The organism is Bacillus sp. MMSF_3328, assembly GCF_030733525.1.
GTDB lineage: Bacteria > Bacillota > Bacilli > Bacillales > Cytobacillaceae > Bacillus_AB > Bacillus_AB infantis.
Genome location: NZ_JASHIV010000004.1, coordinates 211,441 through 237,307, shown reverse-complemented (window position 1 = coordinate 237,307; position 25,867 = coordinate 211,441). Strand labels below are relative to the sequence as shown.

At 45.2% G+C, this 25,867-nt stretch carries 29 protein-coding genes; 2 read left to right on the top strand and 27 right to left on the bottom strand.

The window, feature by feature from the left end; genetic code table 11:
- Nucleotides 1–34: 34 nt before the first annotated feature.
- Together RBB45_RS09780 and RBB45_RS09775 are read right to left on the bottom strand one after the other, a co-directional pair.
- A complete protein-coding gene (locus RBB45_RS09780; protein WP_248138748.1) occupies nt 35–418 on the bottom strand; it encodes a hypothetical protein in 384 nt (127 codons plus the stop codon).
- A gap of 175 nt (nt 419–593) precedes the next feature.
- Complete coding sequence (locus tag RBB45_RS09775) at nt 594–1,028, bottom strand: DUF4181 domain-containing protein (protein WP_187445479.1); 435 nt, start codon at nt 1,026–1,028, stop codon at nt 594–596.
- A 247-nt stretch (nt 1,029–1,275) separates the two neighbouring features.
- Between RBB45_RS09775 and RBB45_RS09770 the strand changes: the two genes are divergently transcribed.
- Nucleotides 1,276–1,677, top strand: a complete 402-nt coding sequence (locus RBB45_RS09770) for a DUF4362 domain-containing protein (protein ID WP_224950894.1) — start codon at nt 1,276–1,278, stop codon at nt 1,675–1,677.
- 82 nt (nt 1,678–1,759) lie between these two features.
- On the opposite strand, the gene RBB45_RS09765 is transcribed toward RBB45_RS09770, so the two are convergent.
- The 6 genes from RBB45_RS09765 to modA all read right to left on the bottom strand — a co-directional run bounded on the left by RBB45_RS09765 (nt 1,760) and on the right by modA (nt 5,877).
- Entirely contained in the window at nt 1,760–2,485 is a 726-nt protein-coding gene (locus tag RBB45_RS09765) for an ABC transporter permease (protein WP_224950892.1), read from the bottom strand.
- Nucleotides 2,469–3,338: an ABC transporter ATP-binding protein gene (locus RBB45_RS09760; protein ID WP_094768102.1), complete on the bottom strand. Its 870-nt coding sequence runs from the start codon at nt 3,336–3,338 to the stop codon at nt 2,469–2,471. Before RBB45_RS09760 ends, RBB45_RS09765 begins: the two co-directional genes overlap by 17 nt.
- A 31-nt stretch (nt 3,339–3,369) precedes the next feature.
- On the bottom strand, nt 3,370–3,720 hold the full coding sequence (locus RBB45_RS09755) for a DUF2178 domain-containing protein (RefSeq protein WP_094768101.1): 351 nt from the start codon (nt 3,718–3,720) through the stop codon (nt 3,370–3,372).
- Nucleotides 3,710–3,949, bottom strand: coding sequence for a helix-turn-helix transcriptional regulator (locus RBB45_RS09750; protein ID WP_022543327.1), 240 nt, complete (start codon nt 3,947–3,949; stop codon nt 3,710–3,712). The genes RBB45_RS09755 and RBB45_RS09750 overlap by 11 nt, the downstream gene beginning before the upstream one ends.
- A 401-nt stretch (nt 3,950–4,350) precedes the next feature.
- On the bottom strand, nt 4,351–4,920 hold the full coding sequence (locus RBB45_RS09745) for a YdhK family protein (RefSeq protein WP_129613612.1): 570 nt from the start codon (nt 4,918–4,920) through the stop codon (nt 4,351–4,353).
- 159 nt (nt 4,921–5,079) lie between these two features.
- On the bottom strand, nt 5,080–5,877 hold the full coding sequence (gene modA, locus RBB45_RS09740; RefSeq protein WP_224950890.1) for a molybdate ABC transporter substrate-binding protein: 798 nt from the start codon (nt 5,875–5,877) through the stop codon (nt 5,080–5,082).
- 222 nt (nt 5,878–6,099) lie between these two features.
- Here modA and RBB45_RS26280 point away from each other — a divergent pair, with 222 nt between their 5' ends.
- On the top strand, nt 6,100–6,303 hold the full coding sequence (locus RBB45_RS26280) for a DUF3995 domain-containing protein (protein WP_224950888.1): 204 nt from the start codon (nt 6,100–6,102) through the stop codon (nt 6,301–6,303).
- A gap of 153 nt (nt 6,304–6,456) precedes the next feature.
- Here the strand turns inward: RBB45_RS26280 and RBB45_RS09735 are convergent, their stop codons facing one another.
- The 19 genes from RBB45_RS09735 to RBB45_RS09645 all read right to left on the bottom strand — a co-directional run bounded on the left by RBB45_RS09735 (nt 6,457) and on the right by RBB45_RS09645 (nt 25,781).
- The gene (locus RBB45_RS09735) at nt 6,457–6,882 is read right to left on the bottom strand and encodes a hypothetical protein (RefSeq protein ID WP_224950886.1); all 426 of its coding nucleotides are present in this window, start codon (nt 6,880–6,882) and stop codon (nt 6,457–6,459) included.
- A 5-nt stretch (nt 6,883–6,887) separates the two neighbouring features.
- Complete coding sequence (locus RBB45_RS09730; RefSeq protein ID WP_306009497.1) at nt 6,888–7,286, bottom strand: hypothetical protein; 399 nt, start codon at nt 7,284–7,286, stop codon at nt 6,888–6,890.
- Nucleotides 7,287–7,868: 582 nt separating this feature from the next.
- A complete protein-coding gene (locus RBB45_RS09725; RefSeq protein ID WP_306009496.1) occupies nt 7,869–8,693 on the bottom strand; it encodes a class I SAM-dependent methyltransferase in 825 nt (274 codons plus the stop codon).
- 83 nt (nt 8,694–8,776) lie between these two features.
- A complete protein-coding gene (locus RBB45_RS09720; protein WP_224950880.1) occupies nt 8,777–9,571 on the bottom strand; it encodes an SDR family NAD(P)-dependent oxidoreductase in 795 nt (264 codons plus the stop codon).
- Between the two features lie 43 nt (nt 9,572–9,614).
- Complete coding sequence (locus RBB45_RS09715) at nt 9,615–10,628, bottom strand: helix-turn-helix transcriptional regulator (RefSeq protein ID WP_094768094.1); 1,014 nt, start codon at nt 10,626–10,628, stop codon at nt 9,615–9,617.
- Between the two features lie 292 nt (nt 10,629–10,920).
- Nucleotides 10,921–12,027, bottom strand: coding sequence for a glycosyltransferase family 2 protein (locus RBB45_RS09710; RefSeq protein ID WP_224950878.1), 1,107 nt, complete (start codon nt 12,025–12,027; stop codon nt 10,921–10,923).
- Between the two features lie 56 nt (nt 12,028–12,083).
- On the bottom strand, nt 12,084–13,610 hold the full coding sequence (locus RBB45_RS09705; protein ID WP_224950876.1) for a phytoene desaturase family protein: 1,527 nt from the start codon (nt 13,608–13,610) through the stop codon (nt 12,084–12,086).
- A 32-nt stretch (nt 13,611–13,642) separates the two neighbouring features.
- Entirely contained in the window at nt 13,643–14,119 is a 477-nt protein-coding gene (locus RBB45_RS09700; protein WP_129613619.1) for a glycosyl-4,4'-diaponeurosporenoate acyltransferase CrtO family protein, read from the bottom strand.
- A gap of 31 nt (nt 14,120–14,150) precedes the next feature.
- Nucleotides 14,151–15,548, bottom strand: a complete 1,398-nt coding sequence (locus tag RBB45_RS09695; RefSeq protein ID WP_224950874.1) for an aldehyde dehydrogenase family protein — start codon at nt 15,546–15,548, stop codon at nt 14,151–14,153.
- Nucleotides 15,541–17,037, bottom strand: coding sequence for a phytoene desaturase family protein (locus tag RBB45_RS09690; RefSeq protein WP_009792321.1), 1,497 nt, complete (start codon nt 17,035–17,037; stop codon nt 15,541–15,543). Before RBB45_RS09690 ends, RBB45_RS09695 begins: the two co-directional genes overlap by 8 nt.
- Nucleotides 17,027–17,923, bottom strand: a complete 897-nt coding sequence (locus RBB45_RS09685) for a phytoene/squalene synthase family protein (protein WP_224950872.1) — start codon at nt 17,921–17,923, stop codon at nt 17,027–17,029. Before RBB45_RS09685 ends, RBB45_RS09690 begins: the two co-directional genes overlap by 11 nt.
- 166 nt (nt 17,924–18,089) lie before the next feature.
- Nucleotides 18,090–18,977, bottom strand: a complete 888-nt coding sequence (locus tag RBB45_RS09680) for an alpha/beta hydrolase (protein ID WP_224950870.1) — start codon at nt 18,975–18,977, stop codon at nt 18,090–18,092.
- A 266-nt stretch (nt 18,978–19,243) separates the two neighbouring features.
- Nucleotides 19,244–19,585 carry a DUF3147 family protein gene (locus RBB45_RS09675; protein ID WP_224950868.1) on the bottom strand — a complete coding sequence of 114 codons (342 nt, stop codon included), beginning with the start codon at nt 19,583–19,585 and terminating at the stop codon, nt 19,244–19,246.
- On the bottom strand, nt 19,586–19,984 hold the full coding sequence (locus tag RBB45_RS09670; RefSeq protein ID WP_101551918.1) for a MarR family winged helix-turn-helix transcriptional regulator: 399 nt from the start codon (nt 19,982–19,984) through the stop codon (nt 19,586–19,588).
- 101 nt (nt 19,985–20,085) lie between these two features.
- A complete protein-coding gene (locus tag RBB45_RS09665; RefSeq protein ID WP_035401868.1) occupies nt 20,086–21,453 on the bottom strand; it encodes an aspartate kinase in 1,368 nt (455 codons plus the stop codon).
- 888 nt (nt 21,454–22,341) lie between these two features.
- Entirely contained in the window at nt 22,342–22,947 is a 606-nt protein-coding gene (locus RBB45_RS09660; RefSeq protein WP_224950867.1) for a response regulator transcription factor, read from the bottom strand.
- 15 nt (nt 22,948–22,962) lie between these two features.
- The gene (locus tag RBB45_RS09655) at nt 22,963–24,084 is read right to left on the bottom strand and encodes a sensor histidine kinase (protein WP_224950865.1); all 1,122 of its coding nucleotides are present in this window, start codon (nt 24,082–24,084) and stop codon (nt 22,963–22,965) included.
- Nucleotides 24,085–24,825: an ABC transporter permease gene (locus RBB45_RS09650; protein ID WP_009792330.1), complete on the bottom strand. Its 741-nt coding sequence runs from the start codon at nt 24,823–24,825 to the stop codon at nt 24,085–24,087.
- Nucleotides 24,822–25,781, bottom strand: coding sequence for an ABC transporter ATP-binding protein (locus RBB45_RS09645; protein WP_224950864.1), 960 nt, complete (start codon nt 25,779–25,781; stop codon nt 24,822–24,824). The genes RBB45_RS09650 and RBB45_RS09645 overlap by 4 nt, the downstream gene beginning before the upstream one ends.
- Nucleotides 25,782–25,867 lie beyond the last annotated feature (86 nt).

The following is a 25,867-nucleotide window of genomic DNA, read 5'->3' as shown; positions in this document are numbered from 1 at the left end:
AATAAGAAAAGCCGCCTGGTTTGGCAGCTAAACTTTAATAAAATTTTTTAAAATGATCTTTTTCTTCCCAGTCCCTAATAATTTTCAAGCCATCTTCAGGTGAAACAGTTAATTGTCCATTGTTTTTAATGATTTCCGCATTAGACCCTTCACCAAGCTGGATTTCTACAGTATAAGTATAATCAGCTGTCCCATCTTCATTTTTCTCCGACTCTTTAATCTGAACATTGTTCACCTTAATAGATTTGTTTGTGCTGGACGCAATATCCGGTGCAATGCTAAAGACACGATTTGCATTCAGTTTCTCTAGTGCTTCTGTGCTCAAATATGGCTTTACGCGTTGAACTATTTCATCATTTGCGGGTGGATCAGATGGCTCCTCAATTGTATATTGTTCCTTTTTATACATTTTCAGCATTTCTAAGACATCATTGTCATTTATGTGATTTTTCGAGCAGCTAAACAGACCTAAAATAAAAACAAGCATAAAGAACTGAACAGATTTCCTAATAAAAATCACCCTCCTCTTGGAGCCAGGGGGACAGGTCCCCTGGCCCAGTTCCAAAAAGAGCCAAGGTACCTGTCCCCCTGGCTCACCCTAATCCCCAAAAATCAGTCTGGTATAGTGTAAAAAACAATATAAGTATAAATATTAACTCACTGAGTGTTACTTTATAGGCATTGGGATTCTGGGCATACTTCTTTTCCATGACTGCTGTGACTGCTTGAGAAATGACGATAAAAACTGGCAGGAAAAACCACGGCTGTAAAAACCAATACCAGTCTGATGGGTCTCTTGTTATGTTTATCGCATATCCCACCAAGATGCTGGCCATTGATGTAAGCCTGATTGTCCAATCAATCTTCATATGTTTATCATTCACATGGTTATAAGAAAAGGATTTCTTCTTCTCTACTTTAAACCACTTTCTTGCTAACATATTGAAGCTAAATAACAATATTAGATTGATCGCTAAAAATAAGGCTAGTCTCGCCCCAATTGCAGGTTCAACACCATATACGTACATAACAAAACCGCCTATCTGAATATTCAATATGCGTTTATAATATCCTTATATAATATACGGTTCACCCGGTGAAGAGTTTCAAATTTTTCCCTTTTTTATGAATCTGTCACTTATGAAAGAAGACCAGCTGCATGGCTCTGTCAGCTGGCCCTTCAAGAAATTATATAGAAAAGCCGGATCGCTTTTTCAACAACAAATCCTCTGATACGCAATAATTGATGATATCGTACTGTTAGGGAGTGATTAAATGAGGAAATTATTTATGAGCTTTTTATTGCTATTTTTTCTTTCAGGCTGTGGCGAATATTCTCCTTCTAAGCATGATGTAGTTAATATACATGGAAGCATTGTGAATATTAGTTTACTTGAAAAATTCATAGCAGATGTTTCTTTGAATAAGGACAGTGAAGTCCGGGTAGTAAATTACACACACGAAGGCGATCCGATTATTCATGACTTAAACTATTCCAATGGTCAATTAACATCGATAAAGGATACAAGAGAAGATGAATTTGGGGATCAATTAGTAAAAGAAGATGTGTGTGAAAGCATAAAGAAATTAGACAAAAATAAACAAACGATTTATCAGTTAGAAGGATGTAAAGACAAGGAAGACGTCATACATGTGACCTACATTATTAATAATTAGCGGCTACACTCTATGGAGCCAGGGGGACAGGTCCCCTGGCCCAATTTCATAAAAAAGAGCCGAGGGGCCTGTCCCCTTGGCTCTAAATTTCGATTCTTTCACTTTTTTTAAGTACAGCCATAAACAAAACGGCCAGTGTAAGGCACCCAATTGAATATTGCAGAGGGGAGAGCGGATTTGATCCGACCATGATGGGATAGAAGTACCCGGGAAAGTTCTCAATGATATCTGAAAGAAACTCGTTATGGACCATCCCTTGGATACTGGCCAGGGCATTGGGGAAAAACAATAGTATGGCTGTTAAAATTCCATATACCGCACCACTGCGAAAGTTATATAAGAATAGCAGATAGCCAATTAAGAAATAGGTCACAACGAGGAGAAAGACATTCACTGAGAAGCCAGCCAGGAAAGAGAGTTCTAAGTCACCGGACACACCCATCATTTTTGCCGCTTGAAACAGCACTATTCCTGTGACTGCATAAAGGAAACTTACCGAAAGTGCGATAATACCATTAGCGAAAACATAGTTTCTTCTATTCTTCACTGAGTTATTAATCAGAGAAATTGTTCTGGCCGAGTAGTCTCTATTGATAAAGTAAAGCGGCATTAAGACTGCCGCGAGCATGCCCAGCATACAGTAAAAATTAGAAACATGTTTGATGTTGAACGGAGTGCCCCCCTTAAGAATCACGAAACCCATAATCAATGCAGGTATACACGCCACCAGCAAACCAGCAGCCAGATAGCCATTTTTAAGCAGCTCTTTCAGGTTATAAGCCACATATCTTTTAATACTGATGGTCATGATTTTCACCTCTGAATTTGTTCATATACACACTGCGCAGGGTTTTCTTCTCCGCAGTAAAATCAGTCAGCCGGATGCCCAGGCGATTTAGCATGTGAAAAATCTCAGCGTTTTCCGCAGCTGTTTCAAACTGAATATCTTTGTCGCCCGAATAGATTACCCTGCCGAAATGCTGTTCCGAAGTGAATTCGGCTAAATCATCTGGATTATCAAAGACTAGCCTGATCATACGCTGCTCTTCCTGTAAAAAGTTCTGCTCAGCAGCAATTGCGCCATCCTCTATGAATAAAACCCGGTCACAGACCGCTTCAATATCCTCAAGCTTGTGGCTGGAAATCAAAATACCGACATTCCGCTCATCAGCCATTTTTCTCAGTTCCTGCAAAACCTCAAAAGAAGTTTCCACATCCATGCCGTTAGTAGGTTCATCTAAAACAATATAGCTTGGATTATTAAGCAGGCTTATGACGATTCCCAGCTTCTGCCGCATTCCAAGCGAGTATTCTTTTACCTTTTTATTCAGCACCTCGAATAAGTGCAGGTTTCTCAAAAGCTCCTCATAATCAGATAGCTTAAAAGTATTTCCGTAAATCCCCGAAAAATAGGTTAAGTGAAACAGTCCCGTTTTATTGCTGAATAGCTTTGGTTCTTCTATTAAGTATCCTACCTGAAGATTGTCAGCAACTGACCCCTTATAGGTTTGAACAGTTTGCGCAATAATCCTCATCAGCGTACTTTTTCCAGCGCCATTTCTGCCAACCAGACCAACGATTTCTCCTGGATGTAACTCTAAAGAGAGATCGTGTAAGACTGTTGAACTTCCGTATTGCTTAGTCAGATTACTTATCAGCATCGTTTAACCCTCCATCCTAAACTGGAATTCCTTACGTGAAATCCTTTTTATATTGAGCTGCCAAATAAATGCCGCAAGCCAGAATTGCCAAAGCATATTTAAATAAGAAAAATATATTCCACATATAGTCCCTCGGAAAAATGGTGTCACATATAATAATGGCCAGCAGCATAAAGTAACTGCTTTTCAAAAAGATCTTATTTGTCCGTTCGTCATCATGCCCAATCTTCTTATAAAAAATATAAGCAAAAATGGCACTGCCTATGAGCAGTAAAAAACCGATTCCCACAAGGATATTCCAATTCCCGGAGGATTGTTCCGCCCATGTCTTCAAAGGGTAAAAAAGAGCGTTAGGGATATCTGATATAGACTTAATTTCCATTAGAATCATTTCCTTTCTCATAAGTGAAAATATCGTTTACATCAACTTTAAAAAATTCAGCAATACGAAAAGCCAGCAGCAGCGTGGGAACATAATTCCCTTTTTCCATTACGAAGATGGTTTGTTTAGAGACCCCGACTTGCTCAGCCAATTCTTGCTGAGACATCCTGGCAAGTACCCGGTATTCATAAACCTTATTTGATATGGAGTCACCAAAATCTTTCTTCATGACCATCACCTCTTGAATAAAATATAAACCATTCATATATAAAAGTAAAGTAAACTTATACTTTATTTAATTTAATTTTAATTTAAGTATTAAATACTTTTAGAAAGCCAAGGGGTCTGGCCCCCTGGCCCAGTCTCAAAAAAGAGCCAAGGGGTCTGGCCCCTTGGCCCAGTCTCAAAAAAGAGCCAAGGGGTCTGGTCCCCTGGTCCAATCTCAAAAAAAGCCAAGGGGTCTGGCCCTCTGGCCCAGTCTCAAAAAAGAGCCAAGGGGTCTGGTCCCCTGGCCCAGTCTCAAAAAAGAGCCAAGGGGTCTGGCCCCCTGGCCCAATCTCAAAAAAAGCCAAGGGGTCTGGCCCCCTGGCCCAATCTCAAAAAAAGCCAAGGGGTCTGGCCCCTTGGCTTCTATTTCGCTGAAATCTCGTCTCCTGTAACCCACTGGTGATTTTCCACTTTTTCTCCACCTGTTGTCGGCGTGAAATCAACCATATAAACAGTCGTACTTTCTGCTGAATCAATTACAGCTTTAGCACCCTTCATTCCTTCCATATGCTCTACGTCCAAAGTGACTTCATCTCCCGCTTTATATGGAGAATCTCCAGCATCTTTTATATCCTCTTGGATGATCCACTTATGATTTTCCACCTTCTCCCCACCAGTTGTTGGCGTATAAGAAACGGCATATACTGTTGTGTCATAGGCACCGGAAACTTCTGCTTCAGCACCTTCCATTCCATCCATATGGCCGGTTTCTAAAATAACTGTGCTTCCGACTGGATATGTGGGATTATCTGCTTCTTTTAGCCCTTCAGGCACTTCCCCGGAACTAGAATGGTTCATTTCCGAATGCTCTGAATGATCCGTCTGCCCCTCTTCAGTTTCATTATTGTGATTCTCTGTGCTTGAATCATTTCCGCAGCCGCTTAGGCCAATAACTGCAGCAAGGCTAAGAACACTAATTAGTTTTTTCTTCATTCTAATTCACTCCTCAATATCAGTTGTTATATATTATACCCCCATGCGGTATAAAATAAATATAAGAATTATGAATTATTTTTGAACTGCATTGTCCTATTTGTCATATAAAAAAAGCCGCCTGAAATGGCAGCTGAATACAAAATACCTATTCACAATTCATCTCAAACCCTTAAACCCATGCTTTTCAAAAATCTTGATTGACGTTTCATTTTGCAGATAATCGTAAAATAAATGGGCTTCTTCAGAATGGGCACTATCCTTAATCACACCAACAGGATAAATGATAGGAGCATGGGCATCCTCTTCCGCAGTTGCTGCAATCTTTACCTTTTGCGAAACCATGGCATCTGTTTTATAGACGATGCCTGCGTCAACATTGTTTGTTTCTACATATGTAAGGACCTGCCTGACATCCTTCGCATAAACAACTTGGCCTTCGATAGATTTCCATACATTTAAATATTCCAGTGTATCTTTGGCATATTGTCCTGCTGGCACAGCCTCCGGGGTGCCAATTGAGATTTTATCAGCATTAGCCAGGTCTTCAAATGATTGAATGTTTTTATTAGAATTCTTTGGCACGACCAGCACAAGGTCATTTCCGACCAGATCTAATCCGTCGGCACTACCAATTACCCCATCCTCTACCAGTTTATCGAATTTATCTTCTGCCGCCGAGAAAAAAAGATCAACCGGTGCTCCTTGGGATATTTGCTGCTGGAGTGCCCCTGAACCCCCAAAGTTAAAGTTGACTGTCACATTAGGATGTTCTTTTTCAAAAGAAGCTTTTATATTATTTAAAGCATCTTGAAGGCTTGCCGCCGCAGAAACTGTCAATTCCTCTTTCTTCTCCCTCCCGCCCTCTTGTCCATCCTCAGCTTCATTACCCGAACACCCTGCCATCACTCCAAAAAGCAGCAGGACATAAAATAAAATAACAAATTGCTTTTTCATATATTTCTTCCTTTCCGACTAAACAAAACTATTCATACATAATCATAACTATTTATGGCCGGAAAGGCCAAGGGGACAGGTCCCTCGGCCCAAAAGAGCCAAGGGACCTGTCCCCTTGGTTCTTCCTTGGCAAAATTTGTGCTGAATTGAGAAATAAATAAGTATAATTATGATGCAGCAAGGTGGTAACGGAGGATCATAACATGCAGAAGAGGTGGTCTTTTGGTAAACGCAATAATAAGTATAACGTCTCTTATATTAATCAGTATTGGTATATTACACGTTTTTTGGGCATTTGGGGGTAAGTGGGGGATAAATTTGGTGCTTCCAACTAAGGATGATGGTCAATTGCCAGTTTTACAGCCAAGAATGGCAGGCACACTTTTTATCGGGCTGCTTTGCTTTTTTGCTCTGTACTTTTATTAGTTCAAGCAGATCTGCTCACCATCATCAAATCCTCCACTCTTTCAAAATGGCTTTGTATAGCTGGTGGAACTGTGTTCCTGCTTCGCGCTATTGAAAAAGGCCAGGGGGACAGACCCCTTGGCTCAAAAACGCCACGGGACCTGTCCCCTTGGTTCAAGAATATACTTTGACATAGAAAACAAATTCATAAAGCTTTCGCTGGAGGAGCTGTTCACCAGCCGTATTAATATCCATAACAAAAGTGTATGTTCCGGGAGACAGGTTTGGAAGCAAGTAACTGGCTGAAGGGCTTATTATTGTACTTTTTGAGGTAAGATCCCTTTTAAAAACCTCATTAGAAAAAACGGCTTCTGTTCCCATGCCTCCTATACCAGTCCCGCCTAAGTCAAGAATAGCTTCATACGTATAATAATTTGCTGTAGCGTTAGAAATAAACTCCATTCTAAAAGATCCTGTAAGTTCTAAAGTTGTATTTTTTGTAAGAGTTATAGCAGGCAAAAGGGGGATTGTAATAATTTCCCGCTCTCCTCCAGGTAAAGTTATATTTGCATTACGGAAAATTTGGCTTCTTATATCCATTAAAGTTACAGGTCCCTGTGGCCCTTGGTTTCCTTGTAGTCCTTGAACTCCTTGTGTGCCTTGGTCTCCCTGCGGTCCTTGAACCCCTTGTGTACCTTGATCTCCCTGCGGTCCCTGAACTCCTTGTGCGCCTTGATCCCCTTGCGGTCCTTGAACCCCTTGTGTGCCTTGGTCTCCTTGTGGTCCTTGAACCCCTTGCTGGCCCTGATCTCCCTGCGGTCCTTGAACCCCTTGTGTACCTTGATCTCCTTGCGGTCCTTGATTTCCTTGTGTGCCTTGGGCTCCTTGCGGTCCTTGAATTCCTTGTGTGCCTTGAGCTCCTTGCGGCCCCGATGCTCCTTGGGGACCTTGCTGGCCTGTTTCAGATCCCAAAAGCTCTGAAGAAACAAGGCGGTGAATGTCAATTAATTCCCCGGCATTATTTTTCCCCCAAACTGAGATTTCCGTGTCCTCTTCCCCTGGGCCGTTTGCAGTGAATATAAATTCAAATGCGTTAAGGTTGGCATAGTAATCCTTAGTAATCACCTGGTTTGGCGATAAAGAAAACAATTCCAGAACGTATATACTTCTGGCCCCATCTAATCTGTATCCCTGGACTTCTACTGTTGCTGGATTAACAGTATTCCTGTTCACAAATCGGATTGTCAGTTTCTGCGTGGCCCGGATACCGTTCACAAGATTATTTTCTATAGGGCCAGTTGATAATATCCGCACTGTACAAACCACCCCTTTTGCTGTATCGTCCTATTCCTGATTTCCGCTTCTAAATACTTGTTGTTATCATATGCAGAATTTTAGAGGTGGACTGGACAAAGAGAGGCAGTTCACCTAATTTCCCTATACAAAAAAGAAACCCGGGAAACATTCCTGCGCTTCTTTAATAAACATTTTTTCACCCAATCAGAATTAGCAATTGCTTACAGAGGCCGCAGGGACAGCTCCGCCGTCCCCGCCTCAAAAAGAGCCAAGGGACCTGTCCCCCTGGCTCATCTTGCACAAAGTATAAAACTATCAAGTGACTTTTCATTAATATTGCTGTGATTCATCAGTTCATAATAGCTGTTCACTAAAGTCTGGATCATTTCAGGTGCTTTTGAGAATTCAGGCCGGATACTGTTCGCATAATCTTTTTCCCATTTGGCATCCTGCAGATAAGACGCATCTACAGTCAATTGTCCCTCAACTGTAAATCCTGCCTCCTTCAGCAGCTCCTGGATACGAGATTTATGAAACAAGTTCTGGATGTTCCCCTCGTTGTCTACAAAATTAGAATATAAAGCGAGAATGGAAGCAGCACAAAAATGGGCACGCTGGTCCATTCTTGTAAAATCCAGGTCCCACTCTGCAAAACAGATCCTTTTTGCCAGCTGTCGCAGCCTTGTAAAAGTGCGGAGCAAGTCCTCCGGATGCTTAAAGTACCAGGAGCAATGAGACAGAACTGCTACATCAAAAGGAGCCTCCCCTGTAAAGTCTTCAAGATCGGCTACAAAGTGAAAAGATACCCGGCTCCCTAAGGAGGATTTCTTAATTCTTTCCGCTGCTTCCCCCAAAGTGAACGGAGCCCCATATTCCGGACTGGCTACATCCATCGCCACCACAAATCCGTCATTCCCTACTGCATCTGCAAGAGCCGCCGTTGTGTCTCCTTGCCCGCATCCTACCTCAAGCACACGCATGCCTTCCTTGATCTGAAAGGCCGCAGCCAGATCCAGCCGGTGCTGCAGCTGGATCTGCTGTACAGTATCCTCTTCAAAGAGTTTATATTTCTTGATAAAGGCTTGAGTCATTTCATTGATCTCGAATTTTATCATGCATCTGCCTCCTAGAGGCCAAGGGGACAGACCCCCCGGCCCAATTTCAAAAAAGAGCCACGGGGTCTGTCCCCTTGGTTCTTCTAATAAATAGTTGGCACCATTCCTCCGTCCATACGGATAGGGGACCCTTTAAACGCATTTGCATAGGGACTGCAAACAAATGCAGCCAGTCGTCCTATTTCTATTGGTCTGATAAATCGCTGTAACTCGGATTGAGGTAAGTTTAAATTCATAAATTTTTTCTCTTTTTCCGGGAAACTCATATCCTCATCCGGGTAAATCCCATCAATTATTTGATGCACATTTTCAGAGAGTGTCGGTCCTGGCATAATGGTATTGACTGTGACTTCCGTACCTTTTGTTAATTTAGATAAGCTTTTAGACAATGATAATACCATTGATTTTGTCATACAATATTGCGGCATCTGTCCTGAAGGCATAACTGCTTCCTCGCTTGCAATAAAGATAACACGGCCAAAGCCATTATTCAGCATTTGCGGTAAATAAAATTTAGATAATCCATTTGCGGCAAGAACATTTGTCCGGAAGTACTTCTCCCAAACCTCGTCGTCAACGTCCTCATATTCCATGACTTCGTAAATACCCATATTGTTAACTAAAATATCAATATTGGGGTGCTTTCTAAACAAGGCTTCTCTTTGATTGCGATCCACTATGTCTGCCGTTGCATTCCCGGGAGCCGTATTCGGGAAATCCAACTTCATTTCATTCACAATTCGCTCTACCTCTTCGCCGTTTCGTCCATTAATCAGTACATTCACACCTTCTTTGGCAAGTTCAATAGCAATTGCTCTCCCAATGCCTCGGGTGGAACCTGTAACTAAAGCTGTTTTATTTTTTAGACCCATGTCCATAAAATTTTCCCCCTGCTCGTAATATCGCAATAAAAAGACAAGGTTAATGTATTGAGTTTGCCTCCATATGTTCATTACGCCAATTTGAAGGAGTATCTCCTTCCCAGAGGCGAAAGGCTCGGAAAAATGCATTTTGATCTTCGTAGCCAACCAGGAATGCCACTTCTTTAATATCTATAGAAGGGTTTGATAAATATTTTCGCGCCTGGCTATGCCGAACTTCTGCGAGCAGATGATTGAACCCTGTACCTTCTTCCGTTAGCCGGCGTTGTAAGGTGCGATCACTCATTCCCAGTTCGCCCGCGACTGTATGAATGTTGGGGCGCCCATCTGCTAAGCTGCGTTCAATGATCCACTTAACCACTTCGGTGTTTGAGCGGCTGCGCTGCTGTTCGTTCAATGATTGATCCAATACAGGGGTCAAAGCTTCCAGCAATTCTAAGTTATACGAGATAAAAGGGAGGCCCAGGTCTTTTTGGTGCAGAGTTAAACGGTTTCTATCTGCTCCAATTCGGATACTGCAGCCGAAATAAGCTTCAAGCGCGTTTACATTGCCCATTGGGTGCGAAAATTCAACGAATCTCGCAATCAAAGGTTTACCTGTGCCTCTTCTCCCTAACTCTATAAGAAATGATAATGTAATGCCTGCCAGCAATGGAGGACCAGATTCACCGGTATGCTGCCATTCCAGATCAATATGGCAATACTCGCCTTCCGTAGTGACAAGTAAGCTTTCGGGAGGACAGAGCTGTTTATATCTGACCATCCGGTTTAGTGCATCGCGATAATCACGCGCATGGTAAGCCGCTAAAACCGCCGGTGGATAATGCGCCGTTTCAAAAACTGTTGTAAGTTTAATGATTCCTTCCGCAATGTCGTCAACCAGGTCTGAATATGCCTGCCAGATTGCAAAATACTGAGCAGCAGTAACAACTGGTTCATTCAAGATAGTGAGGGGCACTCGTGCTTTTCGAACCACGTCTTGTGCCGAGATCCCTAATTGCTGTAACCCAGTCCAAAATCCTGCTGGCATCTTAATCCGGGTAAGAGAAGTCATAATCGTCCCTCCTTTGGCCATCTGCACACTTGCAAATTTAATTACCGTTTCAGCTTGTTTAACAGAACAGATATTATATTATCATCCCTAACCTGCCCTGTGACTAGCCAATGGCGACATTCCACTTGCAAACTGCGTCAAATTTAAAAGACCACAGGAACAGGCACTCGGCCCTGTTCCAAAAAAAGAGCCATGGGCTCTGTCCCCCCGGCCCTGCTCCAAAAAATGAGCCATGGGGTCTGTCCCCCCGGCCCTGTTCCAAAAAATGAGCCATGGGGTCTGTCCCCCTGGCTCAAACCTTAATGTTACGCCCCTTCCACTTCACTGAGTGGAATATGTTGACGCGGATGAAGGAGTATAGATAGATTCCTGCGAAGAACACGAACAATACCGGGTAAAAGGGGAAGATCGCCCATCTGAAGTTGCCGACTCTGCGGGCAAACCATGCTGTTTGAATACTGTAGAGGATATACAGTGCTGCACTGAATATCATGGCTGCAGGGTTCCATTCAGTTATCGAAGAGATCAATGCTCCTGCAGCGATGAAGCTGCCGGCGATCCAGAAGATGACCATCAGCATGACGGCGGGATGAGTGGATTTGCTGCCGACGGCAAAGCTTTTGCACCAGCCTTCGATAAGGCTGCCCAATCCTTCCGGATACATGCGCAAGGAAATAATCCCTTTGCCGCCGAGGCAGCGGACCGGGAGATCATGCTCCAGAAATGCCTCACCCAGTGCCAGGTCATCCATGATGGCTCCCTCTATTTTTTTATGCCCTCCGCTCAAAAAGTAATCTTCCCGATTGCAAAGAATGCAGGGTCCGAACGAGCCGGCGGTTTTAAATTTTGATCCCCAGATTGTAAATAGATTCATCCCTACCACGACAATGATGTTAAATACAACGGAGAGGTGTTCATACAAGCGCTCAACGGTATGAAAGGGCTGTAATGCCACAATGCCCCTGGCTCCCTTGCCCTGATAGAAATGGAGCAGATTTCTCAGCCCGTCCACGCTGGTGAATTTTGTATCTGCGTCTAAAAATAATAGCCAATTTCCTTTGGCCTGTTCCGCACCCTGCCAGCAGGCTGATGATTTACCCGAGCCTGTATTCTTCAAAACCCTGGCACCATAGCTTTCCGCAACAGCCCTGGTATTGTCAGAGGAATCGTCATCAATGACCAGAATTTCAAAGTGCCTGAATCGCTGCTCCTGCAATGACAGCAGTAGCGGTGATATCCTGGCTTCTTCATTCCTGGCTGGGATAATGATGGACAGAAACGGGATATCCTCCTTAAGCCTGGAGGAGAAAACAGGGACCGGCAAAGACCAGAACATAATCATGCCAACGATAAATGCCAGAAATCCAATAGCAAGATTAATTGCTTCTGCAGCTGCCATGCCTGCCTCCTTCCCCTGTGTGCCGGCACACAGCTTTAATGATCTCCGGCCTGCCTCTATTTTGCTGAGTAATCATATAGATTGCCTGTATCGTCCTGTATCAGTTCCTGTGCGGTGATCCTGGCGGAAAGCAGCACGATCGGGACACCGGCGCCGGGATGTGTGCTGCTTCCTGTAAAGTACAGATTTTCACAAGTGCTGGCCTTGCTTTGCGGACGATAGTGGTTGCTTTGCTTCAAAATGGGCTGTAAGCCGAACGTGGCACCATTATAGGCATTGAATTTCGACTCAAAGTCTTGTGGTGTTGTATACGTTTCGGTGACAATCTCATTTTCAATATTTTCAAAGCCGCGGATTTTCTTCAATTCACTCAAGATATAGCCCCGGTAATATGAAATGGTTTCCTCGTTCCATTCATAGTCTGCTGTAGATTTGTCGGATACGGGCATCAGGATATACAATCCATCCTTCCCCTCGGGTGCAAGGGAGGGATCCATTTTTGAAGCGATGTATACATAAAAGGAGGCATTGTCCAATTTCTTTCCGGAAAAAATGTCCTCCAGATTCTTATTAAGATTTTCGTTGAAAATAAAATTATGTACATGGTCGATTTCTTCATATTTGCGGTCCATGCCGAGATATAACAGAAAACATGAGCAGGAGTATTTCATGCTGTCGATTTTTTTGTCGGTATATTTCCCTTTGGCTGCCTTGTCTTTCACCAGATGCTTCATCGCATGCGGGAAGTCGGCATTGCAGACAACATAATCTGAGGAAACCTTTTGGCCATCCACGATGATTCCATCTGCCTCTCCATTTTGAATGGATATTTCCTGCACATCGCTGCCATAGTGAATGGTTCCCCCCAGTTCCCCGAAGAGCCTCTCCATGGCCAGGGCCATCGTATACATACCGCCTTTAATAAACCATACTCCATACAAAAATTGAATCATGGGGATCATGGTATAAAAAGAAGGGCTTTTAAGAGGGGAAATGCCTATGTACAATGTCTGAAAACTGATCAGCTGTTTCAGCCGTTCATTCTTAATGTATTTTCCTATGAACGTTTCGGCAGTGTCATATGGTTTCAGTTTCAAGGCTTTCTTCAGCATCGGGAGGTTATAAAAATCGGACCTTTTGCGGAATGGCCTTTGAAGAATATGATGCTTCGCGATGACAAAGCGCTTGTAAATTTCCTGCAGATACTGAAAAAAGCCTGCCGTGTCATCTTCGCTGATTGATTCAATCATCTTTGTCAATTTGGTAAGGTCTGATGAGATATCAAAAGGCTGGTCGGGAATATCACTGAAATAAGCCCGGTAAATCGGGTCCAGCTTTTCCATAGGAATATAATCATCAGGATCGCGGCCGCACAATTCGAATATTTCCTGATATAATTCCGGCATCATGACGATGCTTGGCCCCAGATCAAATTTATAGCCATCCAATTCAATCCGGTTCATTTTGCCGCCGGGTGTCTCTCCTTTTTCATATATCTCCACCTGGTATCCTGCATGCTGCAGCCTTATGCTAGTGGCAAGCCCGGCTACACCCGCACCAATGACAATAACTTTCTTACTCATCTAAATCCCTCATTTCCAAACAATATTCCGCTTCATCTTTTAGAAGCAATGCTAGTCATGCGCCCCCGATTGTAGCGTTGAACCACGATAATGGGAAGATTGAAACCAAGTGCATACAGAATCATTGCCCAGCCCGCCCCTGCCGGATTCCACAAGAAGAACAGCGGGGCAGGCACGATGGAAAGCCAGTGCGTCAATTCCGCGCGCTTTGTTTCCGCCGCAAAGATAGTCAAGTCCCTCGGTCCGATGCCATGCAGCTCCTTTTTACTGTATCCTTTTTTGAGAAAAATCGTGCCATCTATCAGATAGCCTTTCCATTTTTTCACCCGGAATAAACGCTGCCACAACTCACCTGACTTTTCCCAGGAGAAAATCCGGAACCAGAAAGTGTCTTTTAGAAACCAGGATAAAGGCAGCTTCAGGCAAATGGCCGAAATGGATAGATGAAAGAAAGCCCATGCAAGTACATCAATGACCATGATCCAATGAAACGGGAGTGAAGCAATCATGATAAAACTCCTTATTATGATGAGGCTTCTATTAGAGAAGCCATTTTCTTAACTTTTTCAAAGCTTTCATATTTGTATCAGAATATGGCGGGAATTTACCTTGAAAATGGATGTAATGATGTGTTCTGTATTCTGTTTTTTCATAACTGAAAGCCAGAAAACCCGCTTTGCCGTGATAAGCTCCGTATCCGCTTGTCCCTACTCCGCCAAATGCGATATGCGGACTTGCGGCATGGTGGATGACTTGATTGACGCTGATGGTTGATGACCGCATATGTTCCTTGAACAGCTGGATGTTGTCCTTGTTCTTGCTGAAAATATATCCTGTAAGTGCATCACGCTGAATCCTGCCGCTGGATAATAATGTTCTCATGTCTGTATAAGGAATGACAGGAAGGACAGGGCCGAATATTTCTTCCTGCAGGATCGGACTTCCCGGTTCTATATCCGTTAGCACGGTCGGGGCAATGAACCGGTCGGAGCGATCATAGGACCCTCCATGCCGGACATCACCCTGTCCGATAAACTTAATCACCTTCTGAAAATGATCATCGGTGCAGATCCGTCCATAATCACTGCTTTCCCTGGGCTGCTCGCCATAGAAAGCAGAAACCGCTGCAGAAATTTCATTCAGCGTTTTTTCATAAATGGACTCATGGACAAAAAGGGTGTCAGGCGCAATGCAGGTTTGTCCCGCATTCAGGAACTTACCCCAGACGATTTCCCTGACGGCCTCTTTTGAAAACCCTGTTTCATCGATGATGCACGGATTTTTCCCGCCGAGTTCGAGTATCACCGGAGTGAGCTGCCTGGCTGCCTGCTCTGCCACAGCCTTCCCTGTCTGGCCGCTGCCTGTAAAGAAAATCAGGTCAAATGGGGCTGCAGTCAACTGGCTCGCGATCTGTGCATCTCCCGTCACAACAAGCAGCTGTTCGGGAGGAAATGCATCATTGATGATCTTTTTCAGCAGTTCAGCTGTTGCCGGTGCATGTTCAGATGGCTTGATCACGCAGCGGTTCCCCGCGGCTATTGCGCCGATGGCAGGCATCAGGGAAAGCTGGAGCGGATAATTCCACGAACCGATAATGAGTACACTCCCATAGGGATGCCGCTTCCTTTTAATCGATTCTATATATCCCATTTTAAGATAGCGGGACCGGGATTGCCGGTTCCATTTTGCTATATGCTTGCATATATGATCGATCTCATTCAATAAAACGGCAATTTCAGAGGAAAAGGATTCGAATGCCGGTTTCCCCAAATCTGCATGAAGGGCTCTGGTAAATGCCTCTTCATGGTCCACAATCATGGTTTTCAGCTTTGAAAGCTGTTTTTTGCGCGCTTCAAGAGAGGGGCTCCCCGCCGAAAACAGATCCTCCCTCTGCCTCTCCGGCAAGGATTTCAGAGAATGGCTGTCATTGTCAGGCATGGGAAGAATCCCGCTGAACAATTTTCTTGCCTACAAGCTGGCCGCTTAAAGTGACCATAGGCATACCCCCGCCCGGGTTCACGGTTCCGCCGACAAAATATAGATTACTATAGCGTTCACTTTGTTTCGGGTGCTTGAATCCTTTATTTTTCTTGCGGTCTGAGACTGTTCCATAGATGGCACCACGGTCAGAGCCATACATCCGTCTGATATCCTCCGGTGTCCATACATCCTTTGTGACAATATTTTCCCGCAGCCCTTGCAGTCCCATTCTTTCCAGTTTGATAAGGACCTTCTCAGCAAATTGTTCATAGTCCTGCTGCGTAAAAGGCTTCTGATCCCGGATATAGGGAATATGGGGCAGCACTTTAATATTTTCATGTCCGTCAGGTGCCTGCGAAGGATCTGTTTTATTGACGTTGACTAAATAAATGACAGGGTCTTCCGGCAGTTCATGCTTATGAAAGATCGATTGCATTTGCTGCTTCATGTTTTCTGCAAAAAAGAAATTATGATGGCGCAGCTGCGGATAGCTCTTTTTTACGCCCAAATGCATTACAAGGCCGGAACTGGCGGGCTCGAATTTCTTTTTTAATTTTTTCACATAAGAGCTGTCTTCCTCCAGCAATCGTTCATATACCGGTATGACTTCCATATTGGAAACAAAATAATCTGCTGTCAGCACGGTTCCGTCTTCCATAACGGCTCCTGTAATTTCGCCGTTCTTTTTTTCAAGCTTGACGATCTTCCTGCCGAGGTGGAACTTCACACCCACTTCTTCAGCCAGCTTCACCAGGCCGCCTGCCAGATTGTGCAGTCCGCCGGGTACATACCAGACCCCCTGGTCATGCTGCATATAGATCATCATATTCAAAACCGCCGGTGCATCATAAGGGGACGAACCTACGTACTTGATAAAATAGGAAAGCATATCGCGGAATTGTTCATTGCTGATCCGCTTATCAATGGCTCCATGAACAGTAGAAAATAAATCAAAGTTCCTCAAAGCAGTGAACAGACCCGTATGCTTCATGATTTCTCTCGTTGTATCAACGCCATGCTGAAAGTAGGTTTTATCTGTCAGATCATAAATCCGTTTTGAATAATCGAGCAGATTTTGATATTCCTGCATGTCCTTTTCACTCAGGGACGCGTTCTTCTCTTGCATTTCCTTCAGATCTTCATACAAATCTATGACATTTCCATCAGGAAAAAAGGAGCGCCATTGATGGTCCAGCTTTTCAATCGGGACATAGTCCTTCATGGATTTCCCGCTGGCAGCAAACAATTTTTCAAAAATCTGCGGCATCGTCAGGATGGATGGGCCAAGATCAAATCCAAAGCCATCCTGATCGAGCCGGTTCAGCTTTCCTCCGATATGGTCATTTTTCTCATATAAGGAGACATCGTATCCGGCCTGGGCAAGTGAAATGGCAGCTGACAGCCCTCCGAGCCCGCCTCCGATGACTAGTACGGTTTTATTTTTCAACTGTTAATGCATCTCCTTCCCGCAAATCAAAGACTCTTTTCACAGCAGCATTGATTTGGGCCATTTTCTCTTTTGTGACATAGTTCCGTTTGGTCAGACATTGATATCCATTGTTCCGTACAGCGTCAAGTATGCCCCTGTAAACGTGAGCAGACAAATAGACCGGTATCCGGCTGTCCTCATCCAGCAGCTCTATATTGAGCAAGAAATTGTTATATAATGATTCAGCACGTGCAGCAAGCTTCTCCCATAAGCTGATGAAATTTTCATTGATGATGCCTTTATGTAAATCTTCCTGTGAATATTGAAAATGGCTTAATTCTTCTCCGGGCAGATAGATGCGTTTTTTCTCATGGTAATCTTCGCCAATATCACGCAGGATATTGGTTATCTGCATGGCTACGCCAAGGTTTACCACGGTTGAATGCAGATCCGCCGAAGGTTTTGAAGCGATGACAGGCAAAAGCATTAAACCAACAGACCCGGCTACATAGTAGCTGTATTTTTCCAGTTCATTCATTGTGTTCGGGGCGGTAAAGGATAAATCCATGGACTGCCCGTCCAGCTGGTCATAAAATGGGCTGATATCCATTTCGTATGTATTGAACACTTGTCTGAGCGCGCGCCATAACGGCTTATCCAATTCAGCATGATCATTAAACAGATCAAGTTCCTTTTTTAGCTGCCTCAGCAGCTGAACCTTTTTCTTAAATGAATGTTTCCCATCTGCACACTCATCTGCGGTCCGGCAAAAAGCATAGATGGCATAAACAGCATTTGCTTTTTCAGGCGGGAGCTGTGAAAAAGCATAGTAAAAGCTTTTGGAATGTTTTTTTATGATTCTTTCACAATAATCAAAGTCCGCTTGCCTTTGCTCTGTGTCCATATTCATCTCCTTTGGATCTATTAACAGATCATTGAAATATGACAGTCCATCAATTGTCTTTTTATCTGCTGCCGCGGAGGTCTGCAGCCTTAAAAATATTTTATACCCTTGTTTCCACCTGCAAAAACTTGGATGTGCTGAAAAGACACATTATACAAGTGGTGCCTCAATTTCCATACGATTCAGCCGCAGCTTTGATTGCAGATGCAACCATCCTCCAGGCCTTTTCGGCACTTTCTTTTGGGCCATTATGGGTGAAAGCATGCTTACAGTCCCTGAACAGCTCCTCTTGAACATTCACCCCGGCTGCTTTTAATTTCTCAGCATAATATTCGGCTTCCGGCCTGAATGCATCGTATTCCGCTATCAGGATAAGAGCTGAAGCTAAGCCCTCACTCAATTCTGCTCGGACAGGGGAAGCGTGGGGATGCTCCGCCTGTTCTTTGCCAGGTACATAGCACATATTTAAAAAATGGGCCGCTTGCGGATATCTGGCGCGCCACTTGTCCGGTTCCGGCTTATCAGCATGCGGGGTGGCAAAATCCAGCATCGGGCAGGACAGCACCTGGAGCAGCGGCTGACTGTCCCCTTTCTCCTCCAAATAGAGACAGAGGGCTGCTGCTATATTTGCCCCTGAGCTTTGTCCGCCAACCATGATTTTCTCCTTATCGATATTTAACTCACCGGCGTTTCTCTTTAACCATTGAATCACTTCATAGCCCTGTTCAATCGGTTTTGGAAAAGGGTATTCCGGTGCTTTTGCATAATCCACATTTATAACAACACATTTTGCCTGATTGGCCAGGTAGCGGCAATAAGGATCATCCATCTCTTTTTCATTCATGATGAATGCTCCCCCATGGAAATTGATATAGACAGGAAAGCTTTCCTGCTCTGATTCCAGCGGATAATATAAGGAAATGCCGGCAGGCTGAACAGAAGTTTCAACTTTCACATCTTTTTTCATTTTTACAGGCTGCCTGGTAATCAAAGGGTTCTTTTTTGCTTGATTAGGAAGGAGGCGCAGCATTTTTGCAACCACAAGAGTGAACATAATAGTAACCTCACTTTTTAACATTTTAGCTGGAATGAAACGCATTTATACCTGATTGCTACAGCGATGGATTGTTTTTCATTCCGCGTGTTTCTCTGGATCTCTTTTTTCATTTTTCTTCATTCCCGTTTTCGTATCCGGGTAATAGTCATGCTGCGAAACATTTTCAAGGATGTGTTACTTTTCTATAAAACTATTCCACAAAAAGAAGCGTGACCCTGCTTTGGAGTTACGCCTGTTATTTGTATGATAGACGGGACACTTTTTCATCTAATAAATGATTGCATGAAATAATTTTGAATGAGCAGGAAAATCCCCCATGCTGCGATTCCCATTATAATTGCCAAAGGCAGCTGGATTGCATGTTTGAAGGCGGTGTAAATGACAAGCAGCATAACGATCGTGGCGGGGAGTCCGGACAGAACACCCAGGGTGAAACGGGTGACATTCTGTGCAGGTTCCCCCTGTACAGACAGCCAGATGATGCTCAGCAGACTGACCAGCGGCAAGGCGGCAATCATGCCTCCATATACCGGAAATCTCCTTGCGAATTCCGTTATGATGCCAATGATTGCTGCAGAGCTAAATATTTTGATGAGCATATACATTTATTTGGATGCCTCGCTCAGCAGCTTAAAGGCGTTGAAAATCTGCTGCCTTTCTTCCGCAGACAATTTTTCGAGTGCCGCCTTCAGTTTTCCCCCGTCCAGTTCTGTATTCTTTTTGAGAACCGTTATTCCTGATTCTGTGAGGTGCAAATACACCTTTCGCTGATCCTTTTCATCCCTCTCTTTATAAAGCCATCCGCCCGCTGTCAGCTTTTTCACATGCTCTGAAGCTGTGTTATGCGAAATAGACAGCAGCGAAGCAATATCGCGGATCATGACGGATTGTCTTTTATCTACCATTTGCAGGATGCGTACGCTTTGGTGGGAAATGGGCTCTTGCTGTTCAGGGTGTAGATGGAAATAAATATCGGTAAAGTATTCATTGATTTGATCAATCATCGTATTCCTCCTACTTTAAATCGTTTTTTACGATTATATCGTATATAACGATATAATAACACAGGAAAATACCTGACTGCCATGCAATCAGGTTTCCTAAACTATCTTACAGCTGTCCGGGCCGGTTCAAAAAACTCTTCATAAAGCGCTTTGACAGCCCTACTTTCATCATTTTCTTTTACACCGAACATCATGCTCACTTCTGATGAACCCTGGTTGATCATCTCTATATTTACCTTCGCTGCTGCCAGCGCCTTTGAAGCCCTGGCCATTGTGCCTACATTATGCCTCATCCCTTCGCCGACAACCATAATGAGGGCAAGATCATGCTCAATGACCACTTCGTCTGCCTCCAGCTCTTCCTTGATCCTTGCCGCTATTTGTTCCTCAGCAGCATGATCAAATTGGTGCTGCCTGAGAATAATGGAAAGGTCATCGATCCCCGAAGGAGTGTGTTCATAGGACAATCCGAAATCCTCAAGAATCTGCAGGATCCTGCGGCCGAACCCGATTTCCCGGTTCATCAGATATTTGCTCACATAGATGCTGCAGAATCCTTTATCACTGGCAATTCCGATGACCGGCCCATTTGTATTGTCCCTCTCACCGACAATCCTGGTGCCTGGCGCCTCCGGATTATTCGTATTTTTCACATTCACGGTAATGCCGGCCTTGTAGGCAGGTATCAGCGCTTCATCATGGAATACAGAAAATCCTGCGTATGACAGCTCCCGCATCTCCCTGTATGTGAGTTCCCTGATTTCCTTCGGCGAACTTACCGTGTGGGGATTCACCGAATAGACAGCATCCACATCGGTGAAATTTTCATAAAGCTCCGCTTCAATGCCATTTGCCAATATGGATCCGGTAATATCCGAACCGCTCCTTGAAAAAGTAAGCACATCCCCCTGCTTGCTGTAGCCGAAAAAGCCGGGAAAAATAATGATGCCTTTGCGTTCCCGCAATGACTTTAAATTGATGTAGGCTTCAGGAAGCGCCCTTGCATTGCCGGGTTCATCCGTCACATAAAGCCCAGCCTCCCCCGGATTTACATATGATGCTTCAATTCCCCTGGAAGAGAAATATTCCGCTATCAATCTCGCATTCAAATCCTCGCCGCATGCCTTTACTTTTTCAAGGAAATATTCCGGCCGCTCTTTGCCGGAGGCCATTGTATCGAGGAGCCTGCCCCTGACTTCTTCTGCCTTATTATCAAGGCCCAGCTCCGCTGCTATCCGGCTGTACCGTTCAACGATTTTTTCCAGCTTCGGAGGCATCCCCTCTTTCTCGAGGGCATATATCCCGCAGTCAATCAGCATATCTGTCACTTTCTCGTCCTCCGGGAATCGCTTGCCCGGAGCTGATACAACAATGATCTTACGGCTCTCATCGGCTGCTGCAATCTCAAAGACCTTTTCGACTGCTCGGCCGGAAGCAAGAGAAGAACCGCCAAACTTTACAACCTTCATTTACACATCTCCCATAGCTGCAGTTTCCCTGCTAAAATTTAACTCTTATTATCACGCTTTAAAGCAGAAAAATCAATAGTTTTTCCTTCCAGAAAGCACAAATGTTTTTTACAGGTGTACAAAAGACTGGTTAGTGTTGGGGTTTGAAGTGAATGCAGTTATGTATTGCGCGGATTCCGATGGCGGGATACATGACTTCCTTTTTTTCACACCACTCTTGTACTTCATGACGATCCCGGGATACATGACTTCCTCTTCTCCACACCACTCATGTACTCCAAAACTCTCCCGAGATACACGACTCCCTCTTTTCCACACCACTCATGTACTCCAAAACGATCCCGGCATACATGACTTCCTTTTTTTCACACCACTCATGTACTTCAGGACGATCCCGTGATACATGACCCCCTCTTCTCCACACCACTCATGTACTCCAAAACGATCCCGGCATACATGACTTCCTCTTTTTCACACCACTCATGTACTCCAGAACGATCACGAGATACACGACTTCCTCTTTTCCGAAGCACTCATGTACTCCAAAACAATTCCGGCATACATGACTTCCTCTTTTTCACACCACTCATGTACTCCAAAACGATCGCGGCATACATGACTTCCTCTTTTTCACACCACTCGTGTACTCCAAAACTCTCCCGGCATACACGACTCCCTCTTTTCCGAAGCACTCATGTACCCCAAAACACTCCCCACATACATGACTTCCTCTTCTTCACACCACCCATGTACTCCAAACCCCAATCCCGCCATATATAACTTGCCCTTCCCTCCGCCAGTCATGTACTTGCCGCCCGAGCAGGTGCCTGCCCAACAAAAAAGCCCCGGCAAAAAGCCAGAGCCTGATTCCCACTTATTCTCTCTTCGCTATTTAATCCAGCCTTTCGCCTTTGCCTGATTGACGGCTTCAAACCGGTTGGCGGCACCTAGCTTGCCGATGATTTCGGACATGTAGTTTCGGACTGTGCCATGTGACAAGTACAGCTGTGAGGCGATCTGGGCCATTGTGTGCCCTGCTGCAGCGGATTCAAGTATCTCGGTTTCCCTTGGTGTGAGCGGGCTTTTTTCCTCCCACATGGCAAGGGAAAGCTCCGGTGAAATCATTCTGTTCCCGGCATGCACCCGGCGGACTGCTTCCGCCAGATCCCTGCTTGGGGTATCCTTCAGCAGATAGCCGCCCACTCCTGCCGCGATCGCCCGCTGAAAATAGCCTGGCCTTGCAAAAGTGGTCAGAATGATCACTTTGCAGGAAGATCCGGCTTCCTTTAGCGCCTCTGCCACCTCCAGCCCGGTCATTAAAGGCATTTCAATATCGACGATCAATACATCAGGCTGGTGCTTTTTGACGAGCTCCAGGGTTTGCCTGCCGTTTTCCCCCTGCGCAGCTACTTCAATATCTTCCTCCAGCTCAAGCAGAGAGGCGAGTGCGCCAAGCAGAAGGCGCTGATCCTCACCCAGTACAATCCTGATCATTTGCCATCTCCCCCTTTAAAATCCTTCCCTGATGACCAGTGGAATGCTCATCATAATATCCGTTCCTTTTCCTGGTGCTGAACTGATTTGGAGGCTCCCTTCTACAAGCTGGAGCCTCTCCTTCATCCCTGCAAGGCCATTTCCCGAATGTTTGGCGATCACTGATAAATCAAACCCGATGCCATTGTCCCTTACAGAAAGATGAATTTTATCATCTGTTTCGGCAGCTGACAGAACGCATCTGGCTGCTCTGCTGTATTTGACCATATTGGTGATAGACTCTCGCAAGCACATAGCCAGGATCCTTTCCTGGAGCGGAGTCAGGCCGGCTGGCACAGGCGGTTTTTCATAAATGAATTCTATGCCGGCAGCCGCACAAAGCGTCTGGGCATGTTCGATTTCCTCTTCAAGCCTGACAAGATTCATATCTGAAACAAGGTCACGCATCTCCTTCAAGGCCATCCGCGCCGTGAGCTGGATGTCCATTGCTTCCTTTTCTGTCCGTACCGGGTCCTTGGATGCCAGCCGGGCTGTCAGCTCGCTTTTCAGTGCGATCAATGAAAGGGTGTGGCCTAGTGTATCATGAAGCTCCCTCGCAATTCTCTGCCTTTCCTCCTGCTGTGCCAGGCGCTCGATCTGCATATTGGCCACCTGCAGCTGCTCTGACATATCCTTATATTTTGCAGAAGCTTTAACAACGAAAGGAAGGATCGTCCCCCCGAACAATGGCGGACTGATGCCGGAGAGCATGAGGGGCTCAAGATAAAGGCCGGACTGGACCAGGACAGCTGCACTGGCTGCACCAAAGCAAGCACACAGGATATAGATCGTTTTCAGCGGCAGCCTGACCAGATGATTGAGCACCAGAAAGATGAGATACAGATACAGAGGATTATAGAAAAAGCTGAATAACAGCGTCATGCCGACCATCAATGCAATGATGAGAGTTTCATATTTTCTGGACCAGTACAGATGCCTGTAAAAAAAGAGGTAGGCCAGCAGCAGGAAAAAGCCCGCTTCCCTCTTAAGCGGGGCTTCTCCGAGCATGAAGTATACAGGCAGTGCAAAGTTGGCCAGATAGATATACGGAGGCCAGCTTTCCGAGGCAGGAAATAACTTTTTCCAGTAAGGATTCACTTATACCGCATCCCGTTTCTTTAGAATATAGCTTGATAGTATCATAAATAAAACCGTGCAGGCGCCAAGATAGAAAATATTTTCCAATGAGATGAGATTGCCTGAAAGCACTTCCCATGCCCCATTTGCATAATGGTAGGATGGCAGCCATTTGCCGATGCTCTGCAGCCACACTGGCAGTGCCTCCAATGGCATCCACAGCCCGCCGGCGATCGCCAGCCCCATCAAGAGGACATTGGAAATCGCAATGGCGGCATCTGCATTCTTCATTGTCCCGACAAGGGCGCCCAGCGCCAGGAACGGAAGGCTTCCGAACAGCAGCCAGATCGTGCAGGCTGCCCACTGCAGGGGAGTCAGATGGAGATCATAAACAATAGCGGCCAGCGGGAACAGCAGCAGGATGATCAGCAGATGGATAAGCATCTGCGAGGCAACCTTGGCGCTGATCCAGGTGAAGTGGGACAAAGGTGTAAGCTGAAGCTGGCGGATCCACCCTTCCTTCCTTTCAAAAGCAAGGCGGATGCCAAACTGGGAAGTCGCCGTCCCTATCAGTGAAAAAGCGGTCATGGACATAAGTGAGTATGCCCCCCATGAAGTGCCCGCTATTTCCTTATCCGCGCCATTCAAGCTGGCGAACAGAAAGTAAAAAACAAATGGCATCAAAAGGGAAAACAGCAGGAAAAATGGGCTTCTGATGATCCGGAGGCTCTCTGCCTTCCATTGGGAAATGAACATATTCATATTTTACGCACCTTCCTTATTTCTGAATGCTGATCCTGTATGTCTGTCAGCTGCCTGAAAGCGGCTTCGAGACTGCCTGAGGATACCTGGACATCCCTGATTTCCCAGCCTGATGTAATGATGTTCCGCAATAGCTCATCCGTTTCCCTCGCATATAGAGAATAAGCATTTCCGCTTTTCTCCGCCCTCTCGACGCCCGGCAGTCCATTCAGGAGATTCAGGTCCAGCTCCTGGGAGGAACGGAACGAAACTGTTCTTGATGATACCCTTGCCTTAAGTGCCTGCGGAGTCCCGGAAGCGACGAGCCTTCCTTCTGCCATCACACAGATCTGGTCAGAAACAGCATCCGCCTCCTCCAGGTAGTGGGTGGTCAGAAGAATGGTCTTCCCATCATTTGCAAGAGCGCTGATCACTTCCCAAAAGCGGAATCTTGATTCCACATCCATCCCGACAGTCGGTTCATCCAGAATAATAAGGCTCGGATTTCCGGCAAGTGCCTGTGCGAATGCAAGCCTTCTCCGCTGGCCCCCTGAAAGCGCAGTGGCCTTCCTTTTTTCTTCCTTATGCAGTCCCGAAAGATCCAGCAGCCTTTCATACGATAAGGGATTTTTATAATAGCTGCGAAAAAGCTGGAGGATTTCGCCTGTACGCAAGCCGTCTGCAGGCTTTGTTTCCTGGAGCAGGGCCCCCGTCATTTCCCTGAGCTCCTTGCTCTTCGGCTCCCGCCCGAATATTTCAATCCTGCCAGAGGAAGGCTTGAGCATATTCAGCATCAGCCCCACCGCGGTAGTCTTGCCGGCTCCATTCGGACCCAGGAGTGCTGTAACCTCCCCCGCATTGACCTTCAGATTTAATCCATCAAGCGCCCTGAAGGACCCAAAAGCCTTCACCACATTTTCAAAAACAACTGCCTGTTGCATATACTCATCAGCTCCGTCTCCATTAATTAACTTCATTGTAAAACCTTCCAGCCATACTCATTAGTACCTGATGTCATCAAATTCATATGACAAATGTCATTTTCCGTACCTGGTACGCAAAA